General features: G+C 66.8%; 22 protein-coding genes and 1 tRNA gene. 14 read left to right on the top strand and 9 right to left on the bottom strand.

The window, feature by feature from the left end; genetic code table 11:
* Window positions 1-41: 41 nt before the first annotated feature.
* Both C451_RS22940 and C451_RS12775 read left to right on the top strand, forming a co-directional pair.
* Window positions 42-215, top strand: a complete 174-nt coding sequence (locus tag C451_RS22940) for a hypothetical protein (protein ID WP_007741174.1) — start codon at window positions 42-44, stop codon at window positions 213-215.
* Between the two features lie 45 nt (window positions 216-260).
* Complete coding sequence (locus C451_RS12775; protein WP_007741173.1) at window positions 261-1,253, top strand: aldo/keto reductase; 993 nt, start codon at window positions 261-263, stop codon at window positions 1,251-1,253.
* Window position 1,254: 1 nt separating this feature from the next.
* Here C451_RS12775 and C451_RS12770 read toward each other — a convergent pair whose 3' ends face one another.
* On the bottom strand, window positions 1,255-1,566 hold the full coding sequence (locus C451_RS12770) for a hypothetical protein (protein ID WP_080503541.1): 312 nt from the start codon (window positions 1,564-1,566) through the stop codon (window positions 1,255-1,257).
* A gap of 94 nt (window positions 1,567-1,660) precedes the next feature.
* Here C451_RS12770 and C451_RS12765 point away from each other — a divergent pair, with 94 nt between their 5' ends.
* Both C451_RS12765 and C451_RS12760 read left to right on the top strand, forming a co-directional pair.
* The gene (locus C451_RS12765; RefSeq protein WP_007741171.1) at window positions 1,661-2,086 is read left to right on the top strand and encodes a hypothetical protein; all 426 of its coding nucleotides are present in this window, start codon (window positions 1,661-1,663) and stop codon (window positions 2,084-2,086) included.
* Window positions 2,087-2,124: 38 nt separating this feature from the next.
* Window positions 2,125-2,382, top strand: coding sequence for a hypothetical protein (locus tag C451_RS12760; protein ID WP_007741170.1), 258 nt, complete (start codon window positions 2,125-2,127; stop codon window positions 2,380-2,382).
* Window positions 2,383-2,401: 19 nt separating this feature from the next.
* On the opposite strand, the gene C451_RS12755 is transcribed toward C451_RS12760, so the two are convergent.
* A complete protein-coding gene (locus C451_RS12755) occupies window positions 2,402-3,322 on the bottom strand; it encodes a DMT family transporter (RefSeq protein WP_193788312.1) in 921 nt (306 codons plus the stop codon).
* An 89-nt stretch (window positions 3,323-3,411) separates the two neighbouring features.
* Between C451_RS12755 and C451_RS12750 the strand changes: the two genes are divergently transcribed.
* Window positions 3,412-4,029: a hypothetical protein gene (locus C451_RS12750; protein ID WP_007741168.1), complete on the top strand. Its 618-nt coding sequence runs from the start codon at window positions 3,412-3,414 to the stop codon at window positions 4,027-4,029.
* A 292-nt stretch (window positions 4,030-4,321) separates the two neighbouring features.
* Entirely contained in the window at window positions 4,322-5,239 is a 918-nt protein-coding gene (locus C451_RS12745) for a biotin--[acetyl-CoA-carboxylase] ligase (protein ID WP_007741167.1), read from the top strand.
* On the opposite strand, the gene C451_RS12740 is transcribed toward C451_RS12745, so the two are convergent.
* Window positions 5,236-5,706: a universal stress protein gene (locus C451_RS12740; RefSeq protein ID WP_007741165.1), complete on the bottom strand. Its 471-nt coding sequence runs from the start codon at window positions 5,704-5,706 to the stop codon at window positions 5,236-5,238. The two genes, C451_RS12745 and C451_RS12740, sit on opposite strands and share 4 nt — an antisense overlap.
* Before the next feature lie 25 nt (window positions 5,707-5,731).
* Window positions 5,732-6,763, bottom strand: coding sequence for an amidohydrolase family protein (locus tag C451_RS12735; RefSeq protein WP_049913111.1), 1,032 nt, complete (start codon window positions 6,761-6,763; stop codon window positions 5,732-5,734).
* 418 nt (window positions 6,764-7,181) lie between these two features.
* Here C451_RS12735 and C451_RS12730 point away from each other — a divergent pair, with 418 nt between their 5' ends.
* On the top strand, window positions 7,182-8,570 hold the full coding sequence (locus C451_RS12730) for a hypothetical protein (protein ID WP_049913108.1): 1,389 nt from the start codon (window positions 7,182-7,184) through the stop codon (window positions 8,568-8,570).
* Here the strand turns inward: C451_RS12730 and C451_RS23825 are convergent.
* Window positions 8,558-9,049, bottom strand: coding sequence for a DUF7528 family protein (locus tag C451_RS23825; RefSeq protein WP_007741162.1), 492 nt, complete (start codon window positions 9,047-9,049; stop codon window positions 8,558-8,560). The two genes, C451_RS12730 and C451_RS23825, sit on opposite strands and share 13 nt — an antisense overlap.
* A gap of 112 nt (window positions 9,050-9,161) precedes the next feature.
* Here C451_RS23825 and C451_RS12720 point away from each other — a divergent pair, with 112 nt between their 5' ends.
* The 3 genes from C451_RS12720 to C451_RS12710 all read left to right on the top strand — a co-directional run bounded on the left by C451_RS12720 (window position 9,162) and on the right by C451_RS12710 (window position 11,683).
* Window positions 9,162-9,878, top strand: a complete 717-nt coding sequence (locus C451_RS12720; protein WP_007741160.1) for a DUF7117 family protein — start codon at window positions 9,162-9,164, stop codon at window positions 9,876-9,878.
* 53 nt (window positions 9,879-9,931) lie between these two features.
* Window positions 9,932-10,888 (top strand): TIGR03557 family F420-dependent LLM class oxidoreductase, encoded by a 957-nt coding sequence (locus C451_RS12715; protein ID WP_007741159.1) that lies wholly within the window; start codon window positions 9,932-9,934, stop codon window positions 10,886-10,888.
* An 84-nt stretch (window positions 10,889-10,972) separates the two neighbouring features.
* A complete protein-coding gene (locus tag C451_RS12710) occupies window positions 10,973-11,683 on the top strand; it encodes a lamin tail domain-containing protein (RefSeq protein WP_049913107.1) in 711 nt (236 codons plus the stop codon).
* Window positions 11,684-11,695: 12 nt separating this feature from the next.
* Here C451_RS12710 and C451_RS12705 read toward each other — a convergent pair whose 3' ends face one another.
* Entirely contained in the window at window positions 11,696-12,589 is an 894-nt protein-coding gene (locus tag C451_RS12705) for a bifunctional methylenetetrahydrofolate dehydrogenase/methenyltetrahydrofolate cyclohydrolase (protein WP_007741157.1), read from the bottom strand.
* A 124-nt stretch (window positions 12,590-12,713) separates the two neighbouring features.
* On the opposite strand from C451_RS12705, the gene C451_RS12700 reads away from it, so the two are divergent.
* Entirely contained in the window at window positions 12,714-13,487 is a 774-nt protein-coding gene (locus C451_RS12700) for an SDR family NAD(P)-dependent oxidoreductase (protein ID WP_193788311.1), read from the top strand.
* A 206-nt stretch (window positions 13,488-13,693) separates the two neighbouring features.
* On the opposite strand, the gene glyA is transcribed toward C451_RS12700, so the two are convergent.
* Window positions 13,694-14,938 (bottom strand): serine hydroxymethyltransferase, encoded by a 1,245-nt coding sequence (glyA, locus tag C451_RS12695; protein ID WP_007741153.1) that lies wholly within the window; start codon window positions 14,936-14,938, stop codon window positions 13,694-13,696.
* Between the two features lie 127 nt (window positions 14,939-15,065).
* On the opposite strand from glyA, the gene C451_RS12690 reads away from it, so the two are divergent.
* Window positions 15,066-16,796, top strand: coding sequence for a YcaO-like family protein (locus C451_RS12690; protein ID WP_007741151.1), 1,731 nt, complete (start codon window positions 15,066-15,068; stop codon window positions 16,794-16,796).
* 364 nt (window positions 16,797-17,160) lie between these two features.
* On the opposite strand, the gene C451_RS12685 is transcribed toward C451_RS12690, so the two are convergent.
* Window positions 17,161-18,303, bottom strand: a complete 1,143-nt coding sequence (locus C451_RS12685; protein ID WP_049913106.1) for a DUF63 family protein — start codon at window positions 18,301-18,303, stop codon at window positions 17,161-17,163.
* A 98-nt stretch (window positions 18,304-18,401) separates the two neighbouring features.
* Here C451_RS12685 and C451_RS12680 point away from each other — a divergent pair, with 98 nt between their 5' ends.
* Entirely contained in the window at window positions 18,402-18,671 is a 270-nt protein-coding gene (locus tag C451_RS12680) for a hypothetical protein (RefSeq protein ID WP_007741148.1), read from the top strand.
* Between the two features lie 312 nt (window positions 18,672-18,983).
* Here the strand turns inward: C451_RS12680 and C451_RS12675 are convergent.
* Window positions 18,984-19,067, bottom strand: a tRNA-Leu gene (locus C451_RS12675).
* Between the two features lie 85 nt (window positions 19,068-19,152).
* Between C451_RS12675 and C451_RS12670 the strand changes: the two genes are divergently transcribed.
* A complete protein-coding gene (locus C451_RS12670; protein WP_007741147.1) occupies window positions 19,153-19,674 on the top strand; it encodes a DUF309 domain-containing protein in 522 nt (173 codons plus the stop codon).
* Window positions 19,675-19,685: the final 11 nt, after the last annotated feature.

Raw genomic sequence — 19,685 nt, 5'->3', positions numbered from 1 at the left:
ATCGCCGGACGGTATATACCCCTCCGCGACGAACGCTAACTATGCCCGTCCCAGGCTACGACCCGGAGGACCTCGACGCCCAGCTCGAAGCGAGCGCCGGCAAGGATGAGCTTCGCGCACGGATGACCGACGAGGAGTTCCGGCGATACGAGGAGGGCGAACATCTGATCGACCTGCTCGACGAGGACGAGATCGACGAACTCCTGCAATCGTAGCCGACCCATCCGAACGGTTTTGTCGCCGACCGTCCATCAAACTCCGTGGACTACACGACACTCGGCGCGACCGGCCTCACGGTCTCGGAACTCTGCTTCGGCACGTGGCGCTTCGGCAAGCGCACCGGCGACGTGCTCGAAACCGACGAGGAACAGGCCCACGAGCTGCTCGATCGCGCGGCCGATCACGGCATCAACTTCATCGACACCGCGAACGTCTACGGCGATCCCTCGGGCACCGCCGAGGAGTACATCGGCAACTGGCTCGACGACCGCGATCGCAACGACTACGTGCTCGCCTCGAAGGTCTACTTCGACTACGGCGACGGTCCGAACGAGAGCGGGCTCGGTCGCAAACACATCCGCACGCAGATCGAGGGCACCCTTGACAGGCTCGGCACCGACTACCTCGATCTCTACTACATCCACCGCTTCGACGAGGACACACCGATCCGCGAGACGCTCAGAACCCTGAACGACCTCGTGCGCAAGGGGAAGGTCAACTACCTCGGAGCCTCGACGATGGCCGGCTGGCAGCTCACGAAGGCGCTCTGGCAGTCCGACGTCGAGAACCTCGAACGGTTCGACGTCACCCAGCCGCTCTTTCACGCCGCCTACTACGAGGACGTCGAGGAGTACCTGGACGTCTGCGCCGACCAGGACCTCGCCGTCTGCCCGTACTCGCCGCTCGCCGGTGGCTTCCTCACCGGAAAGTACGAACGCGCCGGTGAGGGCGTCCACGACGTCGAGTCGCCCGACGGCTCGCGGGGCACCTTCGACGAGTTCTTCGACGACTACTACGTCTCCGAGCGCGGCTGGGACGTACTCGATACGGTCCGCGAGATCGCCGACGAGCTCGACGCCAGCCCGCCACAGGTCGCGCTGCGCTGGCTGATCGAGCGAGAGGAATTCACCTGCGTGCCGATCGTCGGTGCGCGCACGACCGACCAGCTCGACGAGAACGTCGGTGCGGTCGATATTGCCCTCAGCGACGACCAGCGCGGGCGCATCGACGCCGCACGCGAAGGCGAACAGTAACTCAGCTGTCGGTCGCGTTCGGCGCTTGCCCGGTTTCGAGACCCTCCTCCTCGGGCAGGGTTTCCGTCTCGTCGAATGGCGTCGCCGTCTCTTCGGGCGGTTCCTGACCAGTTTCGAGTGCCTCGCCCTCGGTCGCCCCGGTGTCAGCACCCGATCCGGCGGCCGCGTCCGTTCCGGGGTCGCCGCTACCGCTGTCGGTGCCCTCGCCATTGCCGCTTCCGTTACCGCCATCGGTGCCCGAACAGCCTGCGAGCACGGCGAATCCGGTGGTGCTCGCCGTGGCAAGTCCCGCGAGGTACGATCGTCGATCCATATCGTTCATCCAGATCAGGAGAACGAACAAAAGCGTTCTGCGATCGCGATGATCCGGCCGTGGCGTTTAGTGCGCACGTCGCCAACCGCCGTCGATGGCGTCCGACGACTACCGCGACATCCGCTCGATCGCCGTCCATCGGGAGGACGTCGTGACGGCCCTCGAAGCGAACCAACAGGGAGATTCGGGGGCGGTGCTGCGGGTGACGCCGCCGTTCAGCGGACGGATGCGTGCTCGTCTCCACGTCGAGCACACGGACGAGTACGACGCGACGCCGGCACCGATCCACGTCCCACCGTCGCGACTCGTCGCCGATCCGCCCACGTATCCGACACCCGATGCGACCGAGGAACGACTGCGGAGCGATGATGACATCGACTACACCGTCGATCGCCACCACGAGCGCCACGCGGCAGCGGTGGCGAGCTGGCGCGAGAGCGTCGCGGACGCCATCGCCGAGTCGGTGACGCTCGACGGCGCGTTCGGTTCCCAACGGGTCGCCGTCACGGTGCTCGGCTAGTCGCCACGTTTTATCCGTCGGCCCGCGGAGGACGGAGCATGACCGACGAACCGTCGATACTCAGCCACGAGGAGCGCGCGGTCGCGGCCGCGCTCGCGGCGGGCACCGACCCGGTGACGATCGCCGACGAGCGCGACAGTTCCGTCACGGAGATCGAGGCCGCCGTCGATCGCATCCGCGAGAAGACCGAGCGCGCGTTCGCCACGCTCGCCGAGAGTCCGTTCACGGACGATCTCGCCGCCGATCTCGATGCCGACCGCCGTGCCGAACTCCGTGCCGCGCTCGACGACGCCTGACTGCACTCGTCGGCGATTTTCACTCGCTGGAGAAAACACCGCGGAGCCGTGGGAGCTCGTTGGCGATGGCACGGCGCTTCAGGAGGACGAACCCGGTGAAGATGATCACGAAGCCGACGACGGTGACGGCGTCGATGACCTCGCCGAGGAAGAGCGCACCGGAGATCGCCGCGAACACCGGTGCGACGTAGGAGACGAGGTTGATCTCGACCGGGCCGAGCCGGGAGAGCAGATCGAAGTAGATGAGGAAGCCGATCGCGCTCGAGGCGACCGAGAGGTAGACGAGCGCCGTGATTCCGGGCACCGCGATCTCGACGCCCGCGAGCGATTCGGCCGAGAGCGCGCTCGCGGCGTGTAACACGACAGCGCCGATCACCATCGACCAGGCCTCCATCGTCGGTGCGGGCAGCGACGCGGAGACCCGTTCCGTGAAGACGCTGCCGAGCGCGAAGGAGACGGCCGCCGCGAAGACGAACGCCTTCGGGACGAGATCGCCGCCGAGGAGGCTCTCGGGCGTCGGCCGCGTCAGGACGGCGACGCCGACCAGTCCGAGGAGGATACCGACGACACCGACCGCCGAGAGGCGCTCACTCGGGAGGAACGCACGGGCGAACGCCGGCGTCAACACCGGCGAGAGGCTGACGATGACCGCCGCGACCGCACTCGTGGTGTTCTGCTCGCCGATAAATAGTAGGGCGTGATAGCCCGCGATGATGAAGACGCCGCCGACGGCGACGAGCAGCCACTCCTTCGTCCCCTGTGGTCGCAGGCGATCGGTCACGACGGCCGCGTAGCCGAGCATGATGACGGCAGCGAGATCGAAGCGAAACGCCGCGAACAGAACCGGCGGGAAATAGGATAGTCCGGCCTTGATAGCCATGAACGCGGTGCCCCACAGCCCTGCGAGAACGACGAACGCGACGAAATTGCGATAGCGCATGACCGATTTCCGATTGGCCATCGTCTGAACGTTTCGCTCTCGGCACGTGCCGCCATATCATTTAAGTCACGAGGGTGCCAAATCGGTGCATGGCCGCCTACGGTCGGCCGACATTACGTGATCTCTTCGATGACTCGCCCACCCCGCACATCGCCCACCCGCCGCGAACCCACCACCGTGGGTTCTACGTTGCCACCGACGGCTCCTTTCGCGCCACGGGCGGCGGTCTCGGCGTCGTCATCGAAACTCGCGACGGCGAGCGCGTCGCCCGAATCGCCCTGCCGGATCGTGCGCCGGACAACAACGTCGCCGAATACCGCGCGCTCCACCTCGGCCTCGACGTACTCGCCGCCAGAGCGCCGCGTGACGCCCGCATCGGCGTCCTCGTCGATCACGACGTGCTCGCGGCCAACGCTAACCGAGCGCTGCTCGCGACCGACGACGGCTGGCGTCCCGACGAACCGCTCTCAGTGCCCGAAGATTCCCGCCACCACTGGCGCGGTATCCAGGCACGCCTCCACGGGTTCGCCGACTGCCGAGTCGCACGCATCCGGAGCGCGGAAAACCCCGCCCATCCGCTCGCGAACGCCCCACAGCAGTACAGCCACGTCAACGACGAAGCGAACCGCTGCGTGCTTCCAACCGCCGTCGACACCGACGAGCTGATACCGCCACCCTCGCGCGCCGATCGCCCCGCGAGCGACTGAAACCCACTTTTTTACTCCTCGGGTGCGCTCGCCTGCGGCTCGCGCACCACTCGTCGCAAAAACCTGGACTAAAAAGCCCTGCTCACTCGTTTCGCTCGTTCGCAGTGAACCGCGCTCGCTCCACTCGCGCGGACACTCTACCAGCACAGCAGAAGCCCTCGGCTCCTCGCTACGCTCGGAGCCTCGCCCTTCATCCACCAGGACAGCACTGCAACCGCGCCGCGGCTGGCGACCGCGTGCTTCGGCAATCGCCATCGGCCCTCATTTATCCGTCGGCGATCGTAGCCGATCCATGAACGAAACGCGCCGCGCGGTGCTCGCTGCCATCGCCGACGAGGCGGTGTCCGGGCCCGACCTCGCGGCCCGCCTCGACGTCTCGCGCGCAGCGGTCTGGAAACACATCGAGGCGCTGCGCGAGGCGGGCTTCACGATCGAGAGCGACGGCGGCTACCGGTTGGTCGCGGTCCCCGACTACGGCGGCCCGGCGATCGAGTTCGGTCTCGATGCCCCGTTCACGATCGACTATCACGACAGTCTCCCGAGCACGAACGCTCGAGCGCGCGAACTCGCCGCCGAAGACGAAACGGACGTCGCGGTGGTCGCGAACGAACAGACCGGCGGCCGGGGGCGACTCGATCGGGCGTGGCGCTCGCCGCCCGGTGGCATCTGGCTGAGCGTGCTCTGTCGGCCCGATCTGCCGCCGGCCCACGCACCCGTGCTGACGCTCGCGGCGGCGGTCGCGGTCACGGAAATCGCCCGAGAGCACGGCGTCGAGGCGGGTATCAAATGGCCGAACGACGTGCTCGTCGGGGACGAAGAAACGAAGCTCGCGGGCATCCTCACCGAGATGGAGGGCGAGGCCGATCGCGTCTCGTGGGTCGTCGTCGGTATCGGCATCAACGTCGATCCGGCGGGGCTCCCCGAGGATGCGACCGGGTTGCGCGCCCACGCGACGGACGTCGACCGGCGCGCGTTCGTCCAGGATCTCCTCGAACGGTTCGCTGCGCTCCGTGCGGACCCGGAGGAAGCGCTCGCGGCGTGGCGCGAGCACGCGCTCACGCTCGGCCAACGAGTGCGCGTGAGCACTGGCGACGGGACGATCGTCGGGACGGCACGCGACGTGGAGTTCCCCGGTACACTAGTCGTGGCGACCGACAATGGACCAGTGCGCGTTCATGCCGGCGACTGCGAACACCTGCGCCCCGCTTAGGTGTCGTTCTCGATATCGGCTTCGGCGTCGACGTCCGAGCGCTTCGGCACGCGGACGGTGAGAACGGGGACTTCCGAGGTGCGGACGACGCGCTCGGCGACGCTGCCCAGGAGGAGGCGGTCGATACCGCCGCGGCCGTGTGTCCCCATCACGATGAGATCACAGCCGCCCTCGTCGGCGTAATCGACGATCTCGGCGCTCGGGCGGCCATCGAGCAGGACGCGTTCGGTGAGGCGACCGTCCGCGTGCTCCGCGGCTCGATCGAGCGCCGCCTCGCCCTGCTCGTTCATCATCGCGTCCAGCCCGCCGACCGTCGTATCGCCCGGCAGTCCGCTGTAACCCGCCGTGTTAATGACGTACAGCGCGTGAAGCTCGGCGTCGTGTGCGGCGGCGAGGGCGGTGGCATGCTCCAGGACGGTGTCGACCTCCGGTGAGCCGTCGGTCGGCACGAGAATGCGCTCGTACATACGTCAGCGTTCGCACCAGTTGGTGTTAACTGTTGGCACCATCGTCGGGGAGCACTACCCGCTCGACATCGCCGACACCGGCCCGACGGACCACCGCCCGCACCGGATCGCGCGCGCCGGCGAGATTATGAGAGTCACTATCAAGTACGCACAGCCGCGCCGTGTTGCCCGTCTCGATAGCCACGTCCACATCGAGCAGTTCCGCACCGTTGATCGTCGCCATCCGCAGGATCTCGTGGGCCGAGAGGTCGGTGAGTTTCGCGGTGAATTCCATCTCGCGGAACATGGAGGCGCTGTTGAGCATCGCGTTGTCGGTCCCGAGCGCCACGGTCGTGTGCTCGGCGAGCTCCGCGATCGGCGGGAGACCGACACCGGTCACGAGGTTCGAGCGGGGACAGACGACGACCGGCCAGCCCTCCTCGTCGAGCCGGTCGAGATGGTTCGACTGGACGTAGACCATGTGGACGAGGAAGTCGGGATCGAGTTCGAACGCCGCGTCGATGTCGTCGGCATCGCGCTCGCCGGCGTGGATGCCGAACAGTTTTCCTGCTTCGCGGGTCGCTTCGCGCTCGTCGGCGAAATCGGCGTCGCGCGCGCCACTTGCACCGAACCCGTCGCTGGCCTCCATCGCCGCGATCGACTCACGGCCGAGTACTGTCGCGTCGACGGGCAGGTCGGTGAGTGCGTCCTCGATCGCGCGCACGCCCTCGACGCCACCTTCGCGGAACTCGCAGAAGGCGGCCGTCCCACCGTCGTGCATGAACTGGATCGTTCGCTCCATCGCGGCGACGAGTTCCTCGTGGCTCGCTTCCCGGAGCAGCCGGTGTTTCAGGCCGTCGGGAGGTGCGACGAGTTCGTCGAGGCTCAGCCCGCCGCCGGCCTCCTTGGCGATCGAATCGCCGATGTGGGTGTGCGCGTTGACGAACGCCGGCGAGACGATCCGGTCGGCGTCGGTCGTGGTCTCCTCGATGGCTTCGATGCGGCCGTCCTCGACGACGATGCGCCCCTCGATCGGCTCGAACTCGTGGCCCCTGAGAATCGTGCCCTCGATTTCCATGCCCGCGTTCGGTCGGCGTTCGCCTTGAATCGCACTGTCGTTAGCGCTCACATTCTCACCACTGTGGTCGGCGCGCGCTCGTGCTCGTGTGCGAACGAAGTGAGCACCGAGCGCGAACATTGCGCGAGGGATGAGCGAACGAGCAACGCGAGTGAGCGAATCGGTTGGGGAGGTATGTGGGCTGTGGCGGTGTGGTCGTATCCGCGCGAACGGAGTGAGCGGGATTCGCCGCTCGCGCGGTTTGCGAGCGGTTCTTTTTAGTCCAGGTTTTTGCGAGTAGTGAGGGACCTTCGGTCCCTCGTACCATGCGAGCGGGCCTTCGGCCCGCGAGCAGAGAGCGGTGCGCGCTCCGCGCGCACCCGACGAGTAAAAAAGTGGGTCGAAAGCCATTAACGGTCCCCGCGTACATCTGGGTGCGATGGCCGGTGGTCAGCGTCGTGCGTCGTTGTTTTCAGTGCGCAAGATCCTCGCCATCGGCTGGGTGACGGTCGCGACGGTGGTGTTCTTCAACGTCTTTCTCAAGTACGTCAACGGTCAGTTGCTCGGCAACGCCCGTGGCGTGCCGGAGTTCTGGCCGGTCAGCATCTTTTCGTTTCGAATCGGTCAGTTGCGTCCCGGGTGGGCGATCCCAACCCTGATCGCCGCAATCGTCGTGTTCGCGCTGACCGTGGCGTATCTCCGTCGCGGTGGCACCAGCATCGTGCCGATCGTGGTCGCCGGGGTCGTGCTGGTGGTGCTCTCGAACCTGCTGCACGGGATCAATCACGGGTTCGTCGCGCCGCTGGCCACGCGCGAGGGCTACTATCAGCTCGCGCCGCAGGTCGTCGATCCGCTCGCGTTCGTCGGGAACTACGAGGCGAACCAGCTGTCCTACGTCGTCCACGCGAAGACCCATCCGCCGGGGGCGGTGCTCACGTTCACGTTTCTCGCTCGGTTGTTCGGCTCGCGTGCGGCCGTCGCGCTCGCCGTCGCGCTCGTCTCGGTCCCGACCTCTGCGTACCTGTTCTACCGACTGGTCGGGACGTACTACCGACGGAGCGTCGCCCGGTACACCACGCTGCTGTTCGTGCTCCTCCCGGCGGTACAGATCTACTATCTGGCCTCGCTCGACGCGCTCATTACGACGCTCGTGCTCGCCACGATCTACCTGTTCACCCGCGAGTCGCGGTGGACGACCCTCTGTGCGTTCGTCCCGCTGCTCGTCGTCTCCTTTCAACTATTCTTGTTCGTCTTCGTGCTCCCCGTGCTCGCAGGGGTCGCGTTCTTCCGGCGGGAGAAGATCGCACCGCTGGTCGGGATCGTCCTCGGGATCGGTGGGTTCTACCTGCTCGTCGACGCGACGCTCGGCTACAACTACCTTGAGAGTTTTCTCATCGCCTCGAACCAGCAGAACCCCGGCGGGTTCATGCTGCTGGCCGAGCCGGCGCGCTACGTCCTCACCCGGTTCGAGGACGTCGCCGAACTCGCGCTGTTCCTCACGCCGTTTCTGTGTCTGCTCGCCGTGCGCGGACTGGGCGCGCTCTGGCGGGACGTGGGTGGTCGACGGCTCGCGACGAACACCCGCGAGCGCGAGCCGCTCGTGATGGCCGGGGTCGCCCTCGTCGGGTTCGCCGCGCTGCTCGCGGCGGGCGTCTATCACACTGGCGAGACCGCCCGCGGCGCGATGTTCATGTATCCCTTCCTCCTGCTCCCGGTCGCGGCCGCCATCGATCGCCTCGACGCGATGTGGCGGGCGAAGGGGTTGCTCGCGGCGGCGGTGTTCGGTCAGTCGCTCGTGATGCAGCTGATCGGCAACTATCTCTGGTGATCCTTCGCGCCGGTCAGGGGTTGCCGGGCGACGAGCGCGCAGTCGAACACGGGCTGCTCGGCGAGGTGGCGCACCACGAGATGGCGGCGACTGCCGGTGAGCCCCGGCCGTTCGATGTCGCCGGCGGTGAACCGTTCGGGTAGCGACTCGTACAGTTCCCACAGATCGTCGAAGCGATCGAAGACCTTGCGGTGGCCGGACGAATCGGCACCGCGCCGTGCGACGACGTACGAGCCATCGGGGCGGTGCGTGCCGACAGTGTGGACGAACGCGCAACGCTCGGTCAGCGCCCCGTCGAGCGCGCGGCGCAGCGAGGCAGCGGTACCTCTATCGAGTTCGTGCGAGCGCCCACCGAACGAGACGACGACCGTTTCGTCCGTCGTTCGAACCGTTACCTCATCGCCGGAGAATTTCTCGACCAGGAGCGTGCTGACTCCGTGCCATACGCACTCTGGACCCCACAGCGACTTAAATCCCATCGACGGTTTCGACGGTGGTTCGCCAGCGCCTATCTCAGCACGCCGATCGCGGACCATCAGGGGTGGTCCGGCGGATACCCGCGCTTTTGAGGCCGGCCGCTCTACCACGCTCATGCGCATCCGTGGCGAGCGCGAGTGCAAGGACTGCGGGACGCGGTGGTCGTACTACGAGACCGGGACGCCGGACTGCCCGAACTGCGGTAGCCTGCACAGCGTCGGCGTCGGCGATCGTGCACAGCACACCGCGGGCACGGCCACGCTCGATCTCTCGCCGGCGCGCAACCTGCTCGATGGCGGGGATGGGGACGTGCGCGCCGCGGCCGAACGCGCCGCCGAGGACTGCCGGACGTTCGCCCGCCAGCACGGCTTCATCGACGCGGGCGAACTCGCGCCGCTCGACGAGACCTACGTCGGCGCGCTCGAACTCCGCACGGTCGCCGACGAACTCGCACGCACGATGCGGACGAGCGATGCGGAGGAAGCGTACTTTCTCGCACTACTGGGCGGCGTCGACGACGGCGAGCGCCCCGCCCCCGCCGAGGTTCCCGAATCGCTCCGGGCGGCCCGCGGACTGGCTGCAGCGAAAGCCGTCAAGGAGTACCGCAGCGACGTGAGTTCGTATCTCGACGACCAGCCCGACGAGGCAGCGCGAGCGGCGTTCGGCACGCTCGGCGAACACCGAAAACGCATCGAGGCGCTCGACGGCGACGTGCCGCCCGCAACCGCCGATCGGCTCGTTCGGGTCGCACGCGAACTGGGAGCCTATCTCCGGGAGGGCGACGAGAGCGCGCTCGTGACCGCCCGCGACCGTCTTTCACGGCTCGGCTGACCCGGCACGTGTCGGCAGCGCCGTTTAGTCACGGGTCCACGAAACGGGGACCGATGACCGACATCGGCTACACCCTCTCGACCGAGGAGTTCGGCCCGAACGAACTCGTCTCGCAGGCGAAACGCGCGGAGGCGGCCGGCTTCGACTTCCTGTCGAGCTCCGATCACTACCATCCCTGGGTGAGCGCTCAGGGTGAGGCCCCGTTCGTCTGGAGCGTGCTCGGCGGTGTCGCCGAGGCCACCGACGAGATCGACGTGGGGATCGGCGTCAACTGTCCGATCATGCGGATCCACCCCGCCGTGGTGGCCCACGCGGCCGCCACGGCTGGCGCGATGCTCGACGGGCGCTTTTTCTTCGGCGTCGGCACCGGCGAGCGCCTGAACGAACACGTCACCGGCGAGCACTGGCCGCCCCATCGCGTCCGTCTCGAGATGCTCGACGAGGCGATCACGGTCATCCGAAAGCTCTGGGAGGGCGGCCAGACGAGCCACTACGGCGAGCACTACACCGTCGAGAACGCGCGCCTGTTCACCCTGCCCGACGAGCTCCCGCCGATCGTGGTCTCGGCGTTCGGCGAGCGTGCGGCGAGCGCCGCCGGCGACCTCGGCGACGGGTTCTGGTCGGTCGGTCCGCGCGGGAACCTGGTCGACCGGTACGAGTCCGCGGGCGGTTCGGGCCCGACCTACTGCCAGCTCCACGCCTGTCACGCCGACAGCGAGCAGGAAGCCGTCGAGACCGTTCACGAGGTGTGGCCGAACTCCGGGCTGCCTGGCGAGCTCGGTTCGCAGCTCCCCACACCCGCCCACTTCGAGCAGGCAACGCAGATGGTGTCGAAAGAAGACATTCGCGAGGGCTCGATCGTCACCGCGCCCGATCCCGACGAGCATATCGACAGCATCCAGCAGGCCATCGACGCGGGTTACGATCACGTCTACACCCACCAGATCGGCGACGACCAGCAGGCGCTCATCGATCTCTACGAGGAGGAGATCCTCCCGAGTTTCGAGTGATCCTCCGATTTCCATTGCCGGCGCTCGGACACATCCGTTGCGTGATTAGACAGCTTTTTCGGGGTTTCGGCCCTATCTATTCGTATGTCTGATAGCACGGATAGGGTCGGTAGACGTACGTTTTTGTACGGTGCAGGAAGCATCGCGCTCACGAGCGTGCTCGCCGGCTGTAGCGGCGGTTCGGGCGGCGACAACGGCTCCGGAAACGGAACGGGAACGAAGGGTGGAACCGCCACCGAGGCCGCAACTGACACCGCAGCAAACACCGAGAGCGGGACCGAACTGACGGACAGCGATACCGACACCGACACTGATACCGAAACGAAAACCGACAGCGCTACAGAAACCGACGACGAGACGGAAACGGACGCCGATACCGAAACTGGAACTGAGACGGAGGAGCCGGAGACGGACGACGATGACGATGATGACGATGACGACGAAAACTACGACGGACGCGATTCCGAGCGTCTGACGTACGGCGAGATCCGGCAGCAGCCGCCGAGTACGCTGGACAATCTCAACCAGGAATACGTCGAACTCATCAACGCGAGCGGATCGACGATCGATCTCTCGGGCTACACCATCACCTACGGCGACGGCGCGACGTACACCTTCGACGACGGTTTCGAACTCGCCGTCGATCAGCCCGTCACCGTTCACACCGGCAGCGGCGACGACAGCGACACCGACGTCTACGTCGGTCGCGACGAGGTCGCTCTGGACTACCAGGGCCCCGACAAGGTCACAGTGAAGAACGCGGACGGTACCGTCGTGCTCGAAGCGACCGCCTGAGAAACGGATTTTTCACGGCAGGGAGACATCGACGTCCTCCTGCTGGCTCGCGGCTTTCACGGTGTTGTAGAGCAGCATTGCGCGCGTCATCGGGCCGACACCGCCCGGCACAGGAGTGATCGCACTCGCCTTCTCCTTCGCCGAGTCGAACTCGACGTCGCCGACGAGCTCGTACCCCTTCTCGGTGTCGGCATCGACGCGGTTGACGCCGACGTCGATCACCGTCGTGTCGTCCGAGAGCATCGAGCCGTCGACGAGTTCGGGTGCGCCGACCGCCGCGACGACGATATCAGCTCGCCGGGTCTTGTCGGCGAGGTCCTCTGTTCGGGAGTGACAGACGGTGACGGTGGCGTTGCCGCCGTCGGTCTTCTGGACGAGGAGGTTCGCGAGCGGCTTGCCGACGATGCGCGAGCGCCCGACGATGGTGACGTCCTTCCCTTCGGGATCGACGTCGGCCGCGTCGAGCAGTTTCTGCACGCCGTGGGGCGTACAGGGTTTGAACCGGGCGTCGCCGGCGACGAGCCGGCCGACGTTCTCGGGATGGAACCCGTCGACGTCCTTTGCCGGACTGATCCGCCGGATGACCTCCCGGTAGTCGATCTGGTCCGGTACTGGGTCCTGGACGAGATAGCCGTGAACACTCGAATCGTCGTTGAGGTCGGCGATCGTGTCGTACAGCTCGTCGGGTGCGGCGTCGCCATCGAGCTCGACGTGGATGCCGTTCATCCCGATCTCCTCGCAGTCGCGCTGTTTCATCGAGACGTAGGTCTCGCTCGCGGGGTCGTCGCCGACCAGCACCGTCGCGAGCCCGGGCGTGACGCCCGCGTCGCCGAGCGTGTCGACGCAGTCCTCGAGATCGGCGCGAATCCCGTCGGCGACGGCGTTGCCGTCGATGACGTTCGTCATAGAGGGCAGCGGATTGCCGCACTAATCAACACTCGGGTCCAGTGATCCACACGCCTAACCGACTCGGCGTGCTCGACCCGATGGAACGAAAGTATGATATATACTGAACGCCTATTCAGTATCGATGGCAGACAGTACCAGTTTGAGCGGATTCGAGGACGCAGTCGCGATCGTCACCGGCGCGAGCTCGGGCATCGGCCGTGCGTCGGCCGAGCGCATCGCCGCCGAGGGCGCGAGTGTGGTCATCGCCGACGTCGACCGTGAGGGCGGCGAGGAGACCGTCGAGCGGATCGAGAACGACGGCGGTGAGGCGATGTTCGTCGACGTCGACGTCTCCGACGAGTCGTCGGTCGAGGCGATGGTCGAGGAGACCGTCGACACCTACGGCGGACTCGACATCGCGCACAACAACGCCGGCATCAGCCCGTCGTACGCGCCGACGGCCGACGTCTCGGTCGAGGATTGGGAGCAGGTGATCGACATCAACCTCACGGGTGTCTGGCAATGTCTCAAGGCCGAACTCCCCGCGATGGTCGAGAGCGGCGGCGGTGCGATCGTCAACACCGCCTCGATCGGCGGGCTCGTCGCCAGCGGCAGCGCGCCCTACACCGGCAGCAAACACGGTGTCGTCGGGCTCACGAAGACCGCCGCAGTCGAGTACGGTGGCCAGGGCGTTCGGGTCAATGCGATTTGCCCGGGCGTCGTCGAGACGCCGATGCAGCAGCAGGCGAGCGAGGACTCCACCGAGGCCGTCGACGCAGTCACCGAGGCGCAGGCGCTCGACTGGATGGCCGATCCCGCGGAGATCGCCAACGCCGCCGCGTGGCTCTGCTCTGACGAAGCCTCGTTCGTGACGGGCCACCCCCTCGCGGTCGACGGCGGACTGGTCGCCCAGTAACTCTCACGGACCGGGCCGTACAGCACCGAACGGGTGAACACGAGTTCGCTATTATTTTGCGTCGCCCGAGCTCCCTGTTGGTCACGGGTATCGTTCCGACGAGGACTGCATCGCCGGCAGATGATGCTGGTTGGAATAGGGGTTCTCCCTCGTTTCGATATCCGGGACAACAGCACCGCCGACGCGAAAACGAGTAGCCGAACGTGTCAGTACAGAGGATGACGGTCGACGAGTGCGTCCACGTCGGCCGAGACTTCCTCGCGGACGCCCTCGTCGTCGGGGGCATCGATGACGCGCGCGATGCAGTCGGCGACCTCCCGGCAGGCCTCGGCGTCGAAGCCACGGGTGGTGAGCGCGGGCGTGCCCGCACGAATCCCGCTGGCGACGAACGGGCTGCGGGTCTCGCCGGGCACCGTGTTGGCGTTGAGGATAATTCCTACGTCCTCCAGGGCTTCCTCGACCTCCTTTCCTGTGGTATCGGGATGAGAATCGCGCAGATCACAGAGCACGAGGTGGGTGTCGGTTCCACCCGAGACCAGCGAGAGCCCGTGCTCCTGCATGCGGTCGCCGAGCGCCCGAGCGTTCTCGACGACCTGATCGATGTAGTCGTCGAATCCGGGATCGAGCGCTTCGCCGAAGCCGACGGCCTTGCCCGCGACGTTGTGCATCAGCGGCCCGCCCTGCATGCCGGGAATGATCGCTGAATCGATGTCGTCGCCGTACTCCTCGCGGGCCATCACGATGCCGCCGCGGCCCGCACGGATCGTCTTGTGCGTGCTGCCGGTGACGAAGTCCACGGTGCCAACGGGCGAGGGATGGGCACCCGTCGCGACGAGACCGGTGATGTGGGCGATGTCGGCGAGATGGTAGGCGTCGACCGCGTCGGCGATCGCCTGAAAGCTCTCCCAGTCGATCTCGCGGGGGTAGGCCGAAAAGCCCGTGACGAGCATGTCGGGTTCGAACTCGTGGGCGTGGTCTTCGATCTCGTCGAAGTCGAAGCGTCCCGTATCGGGGTCGATTTCGTAATGTTCGACGTCGTAGACCTTCCCGGCGAAGTTCATCGGGTGGCCGTGTGAGAGATGGCCGCCGTGTGAGAGATCGAGCGAGAGGATCTTGTCGCCGGGTTCGAGCGCGGCGTGGTAGACGGCCATGTTCGCCTGCGAGCCGGCGTGGGGCTGGACGTTGACGTACTCGGCCCCCCAGAGTTCCTTCGCGCGGTCGATGGCCAGCTGTTCGACCTCGTCGGCGTACTCGCAGCCGCCGTAGTAGCGCGAGCCGGGGTAGCCCTCGGCGTACTTGTTGGTGAGCGCGCTGCTCTGGGCCTCCATCACCGCCTCGCTGACGTGATTCTCGCTCGCGATCATCGTCAGCGTCTCGCGCTGGCGGTCGACCTCGCCGGCGAGCGCGTCGGCGACTGCCGGATCCGTCTCGCGCACGTGCTCGTACTCCATACCCCGGTTCCCGGCCCCATCGTCAATACAGTATCGGTACGGCAACGCTCAGCACGACCGCCGGCCGCCGCAAAACCGCCGCCACCGCAAACGCCGGGTCTTTTCCGACGGGGTGCGTGGCTCGGCCATGAACGTCGGCATCGTCGGCTCCGGTCCTGCCGTCGAAGGCATCGAGACAGCACTCGGTGACACCGAAACGAACCGAATCGACCCGGCCGCTATCCCCGAACCGAACCTCGCGATCGTCGTCGACGCCGCGGGTGCACCGGTCTTCGAGGAAGCGAACGAGCTCGCCCGTGAGAGCTCGACACCGTGGCTCGCGGTCGAACTCGGCGGTGTCGGCGGCCGCGCGGTCTGTGAGGCTGCCATCACCGGGTTCGGTCCCGAGACGGCCTGCTATAACTGTCTGCGTACGCGTGTCGCGGCGAGTGGTGACAGCACGGATAGCACGAACGGCGCGGACGAGGACGAAGCAGATGAGCCGAGCACCGACCCCGCGACCGCCCGGCTGGCCGGCGCACGCGCGGGCTACGAGGCCGGCCGACTGCTTGCGGGCGAGCGGTCGCCTGTCATGGGTGGGGTCGTCGAACTTCCACACGCCGAGCGGGGACTCCTCCCGGTGCCAGACTGCGACTGTACCGACGAGCGCGATCGGGAGCTTCGACGCGGAGACGAGGATCGTGGTCTCGACGATGCACTCGGACGGGCCGAGGCCGCCCTCGACGAGCGCGTCGGCATCGTCACCGAGGTCGGCGAGATCGCCTCCTTCCCTGCACCGTACTACCTCGCACGAGTGGGCGAGACGGCGGGTTTCAGTGATGCGAGCGCAGCGAGCGAGGCCGCAGGCGTCGCCGCCGATTGGGACCGCGCGTTCATGAAGGCGCTCGGCGAGGCGCTCGAACGGTACAGCGCCGGCGTCTATCGCACCGGGGCGTTCGAGCACGGTGCGTCGGCGGAGATCGAGGGAGCCGTTCCGCCGTCATTGTTCGTACTGCCGGAGAGTACGGAGACGGATGCGACGGCGTCGATCCCGTGGATTCCCGGCGAGAACCTCGCGACCGGCGATTCGGTCCGTCTGCCGGCGGAGTTCGTGCAGTTCCCGCCGCCGGAGCACCGTCACGGGCCGTCGATCACCACGGGGTTGGGACTCGGAAATTCGGGTACCGAGGCACTCCTCTCGGGGCTCACGGAGGTCGTCGAGCGCGATGCGGCGATGCTCTCGTGGTACTCGACGTACGAGCCGCTCGGGCTGGCGGTCGACGACGAGGGGTTCGAGACGCTCGCCCGACGCGCGCGATCGGAGGGACTGACCGTGACGCCCGTGTTACTCACCCAAGACGTCGACGTTCCAGTGGTCGCCGTCGCCGTCGAGCGCGACGAGTGGCCGCGGTTCGCGGTCGGGTCGGCGGCGGGGTTCGATCCCGACGAGGCGGCGCGGTCGGCGCTCGCGGAGGCGCTCCAGAGCTGGATGGAACTGCGCGCGATGGGTCCGGAGGAGGCCGCCGAGGCCGAGGGTGAAATCGGACAGTACGCCGATACGCCCGGCCCGGCGGCGGACTTTTTCGCCGTCGAGAGCCGCGTTCCGGCGGCGAGCGTCGGGCCGGAGACGGTGCCGACGGGCCGGGACGCGCTGGATACGCTGATCGATCGCGTGATCGAGGTAGATCTCGATGTCTATGGCGTGCGACTCACGCCTCGAGACGTCGAATCGGTCGGCTTCGAGGCCGTGCGCGTGCTCGTGCCCGGCGCGCAGCCGCTGTTCACCGACGAGGCTTTCTTCGGCGAGCGCGCCAGTGAGGTGCCGGACGCGCTCGGGTTCGAGCCGCGACTCGACCGTGCGTTCCATCCGTATCCCTGAGCTGGCTGGCGGTTTTGGCAGCGGTGCGGTCCTGGTGGATGAAGGGCGAGGCTCCCGAGCGAAGTCGTTCGAAAGGCGCTTCGCGCCTTTCGTGATCTCGAAGTGCCGAAGGCACTTCGAAGAGTCATCGGAAGACCGCAGGTCTTCCAAGATGACGAGAGAGCGAAGCTCTCTCGAACCACGAGGGGCCGAGGGCTTCTGCGGTGGCGGTGCAGAGGCGGTGATGTTGCGTCCGCGCGAGTGGAGCGAGCGCGGTTCACTGCGAACGAGCGAAGCGAGTGAGCAGGGCTTTTTAGTCCAGGTTTTTGCGACGAGTGGTGCGCGAGCCGCAGGCGAGCGCACCCGAGGAGTAAAAAAGTGGGTCTTAGATACCAAACGTCGCCCGGAGCATGTCACGGGTTCCTGGCCCGAGACCGACGACGAGCACCGCGAGCATCAGCAGGTAGGAGTAGCGCGGGCTCTCCTCGAAGATCGTCTCGTCGAACAGCCAGATGACGCCGGTCGCGAGAACGAGCTTCACGAGCAGGAACGGCCACGAGTCGCCGATGACGTCGATGATCGACGGCGGAAAGACCGTCGTGGTAGCGCCGACGATGATGGCGTTGATCGGGTGTTTCGCGCTGTACTGGAAGGGGAGCCCGATGGCCTGCGCCCAGTCCGAAGCCAGCACGTTCGCCACGCCGTCGACGGCCTGGGCCCAGAGGATCGCCAGCCCGATGAACCCGGTGCCGGCGTTGAGCGCCGGTGCGAGCCGATCGATGGCGTAGAAGATGCCGACGGCGAGCCCCGAGGCGATAGCGAGCGTGAGCACGAGCATCTGCGGGTAGAAGGCGACGAACTCGGTCGAGTAGGAGAGAAAGGCGAGATAGGCGAGCGTCACGACGAGCGCGACCGTGCCCATCCCGGCGAGCGCTGGCTCGAACTCGGAGACGACGTCGCGACGGGCGAGCCGGAGGCTGAGGAGGATGGCCACGAGCGTGACGACGAAGACGGTGAGATAGATGACGGGGCTGATGATGAGCGCGTTCGCGGGATAGGTGATGGCGGCGGTCGCGTCGGCGGGGACGGCGTCGTTGGCGTCCTCGACCACGCGAAGCGCGCCGCCGAACAGCGCAAACGGGATCAGCGCGAAGAAGAGCCGCCTGTCGGTGCCGATGCCGAGTCGGCGCACCAGGAGGAGCACGCCAGCGAGCATGAACAACAGGACGACGGCGTACCCGGCCTCGGAGACGAGCGTGTAGCCCGGTTCGGCGACGGTGAGGCCCTGCGCTGCGGCCGCACGGCAGGTCTCGCTTTCGGCGAAGCGGCGGACCACTCCATCGGCGCGGACCGCACAGAGGGCGTTGTGGGCGTCGGCGTCGATCGGTCCCCAGAAATATTTCCAGAGAAAGTTCGTATAGACCGTCCGGGGGAAGGCGAGCGCCCCGGCGGCGATGGCGAGGACGCCCGCGACGGCCGCCGCGAGCCACGCCCGCACGGGGTCGACCCGGTCCGCTATCGAAGCCATGTTCGGGTGGGTACACGCCCGCCGTTTGACGGTTCCGATTGGGCGCGTCGCTCCCGACAATGGATGGCTTTACGGCCACACCCCGCCTCCCTCCGACGATGAACACACTCGCGAAGCGGATCCACAACATCGCACCCGATCCCGTCAACGTGACCTTCGCCGACGACTCGACGGCGACCTTCGAGATGCAGAGCGCCGAGTTCTTCCAGGACGACTTTCAGGGGGTCGCCACGCCGATCGACGGGGAGCGCGAACACCGCATCGTCGCTGGCGGCTCCGACACCGACGAGGTCGTCGTCGGCCGCGAGCGCGACGACGGCGGTTTCGAGGAAGTCGGTGAGATCGTCGCAGTCGACCCTGCCGAGTGATTCTTAGACAGTAGTTGCGAGGGCAAGACGCTCCATCTTGCCCGCACTTTTCGCGCCAGCAGGCGCGCACGTGCCACACGATACGGCACGCAGTGCGAGGGACAGGATTTGAACCCGTGGACCACGGGAAGACGACCGGCTCGCTTCGCTCGCCGGCTGCGACTTCCCTGCCTCCGCTCGTTTCACTCGCGGAGACTCTACAGGAGCGGAGCTTGAATCCGCGTCGCTACCGAATCTGACCAAATGAAGGATTGCGAGGGCAAGACGCTCCATCTTGCCCGCACTTTTCGTGCCGCACGATGCGACACGCAGTGCGAGGGACAGGATTTGAACCCGTGGACCTCTACAGGAGCGGAGCTTGAATCCGCCGCCGTTTCCAGACTTGGCTACCCTCGCACGCAGTCTTCCTTGGCTGTGGCGAGCGTTAAAGCGTTGCGGACGGCGGCGCAAGCGTTAGGCGGCCGCTCGCCGGAGGACGAGTATGGACGATCACACCCGCGATCCCTCCGTGGGGCCGCCACGCGGCAACCCGACCGGCTGGCATCCGGCCGGCACGATCGCTGGCGACGACGATCGGAACGGTATCGCGGGCGGACAATGGGAACACGCCACCCTCCGGCGGGCACTCGATCACGGCGTGCGCCTCTACAATGCGAGCGAGTTCCACGACTCGCACGACTGTTTCGAGGCGGAGTGGTACAACTACGGGAGCGGCACCGCCGAATCGAAATTTCTCCACGGGATGGTTCAGGTCGCGGCGGGCGCGCACAAACAGTTCGACTTCGAGGACGAGGCCGGGATGCGCTCGCTCTTCCGGACGGCGCTCGATTACTTCGTCGGCGTGCCGAACGATTTCTACGGGGTGGATCTGCTCGACGTTCGCACGACCCTGACGAACGCGCTGGAGGAGCCGAGTGCGCTGGCGGGCTGGACGATCCGTCTCGACGGCAACTCGCCCATGGCGCGCCCGGCGGATCGCGAGTACGTGGCGGCGCTCGACTGACCGCCCATCCG

It is taken from the genome of Halococcus thailandensis JCM 13552 (assembly GCF_000336715.1).
GTDB classification, from domain to species: domain Archaea; phylum Halobacteriota; class Halobacteria; order Halobacteriales; family Halococcaceae; genus Halococcus; species Halococcus thailandensis.
This window is presented reverse-complemented; position numbering and strand designations above follow the sequence as displayed.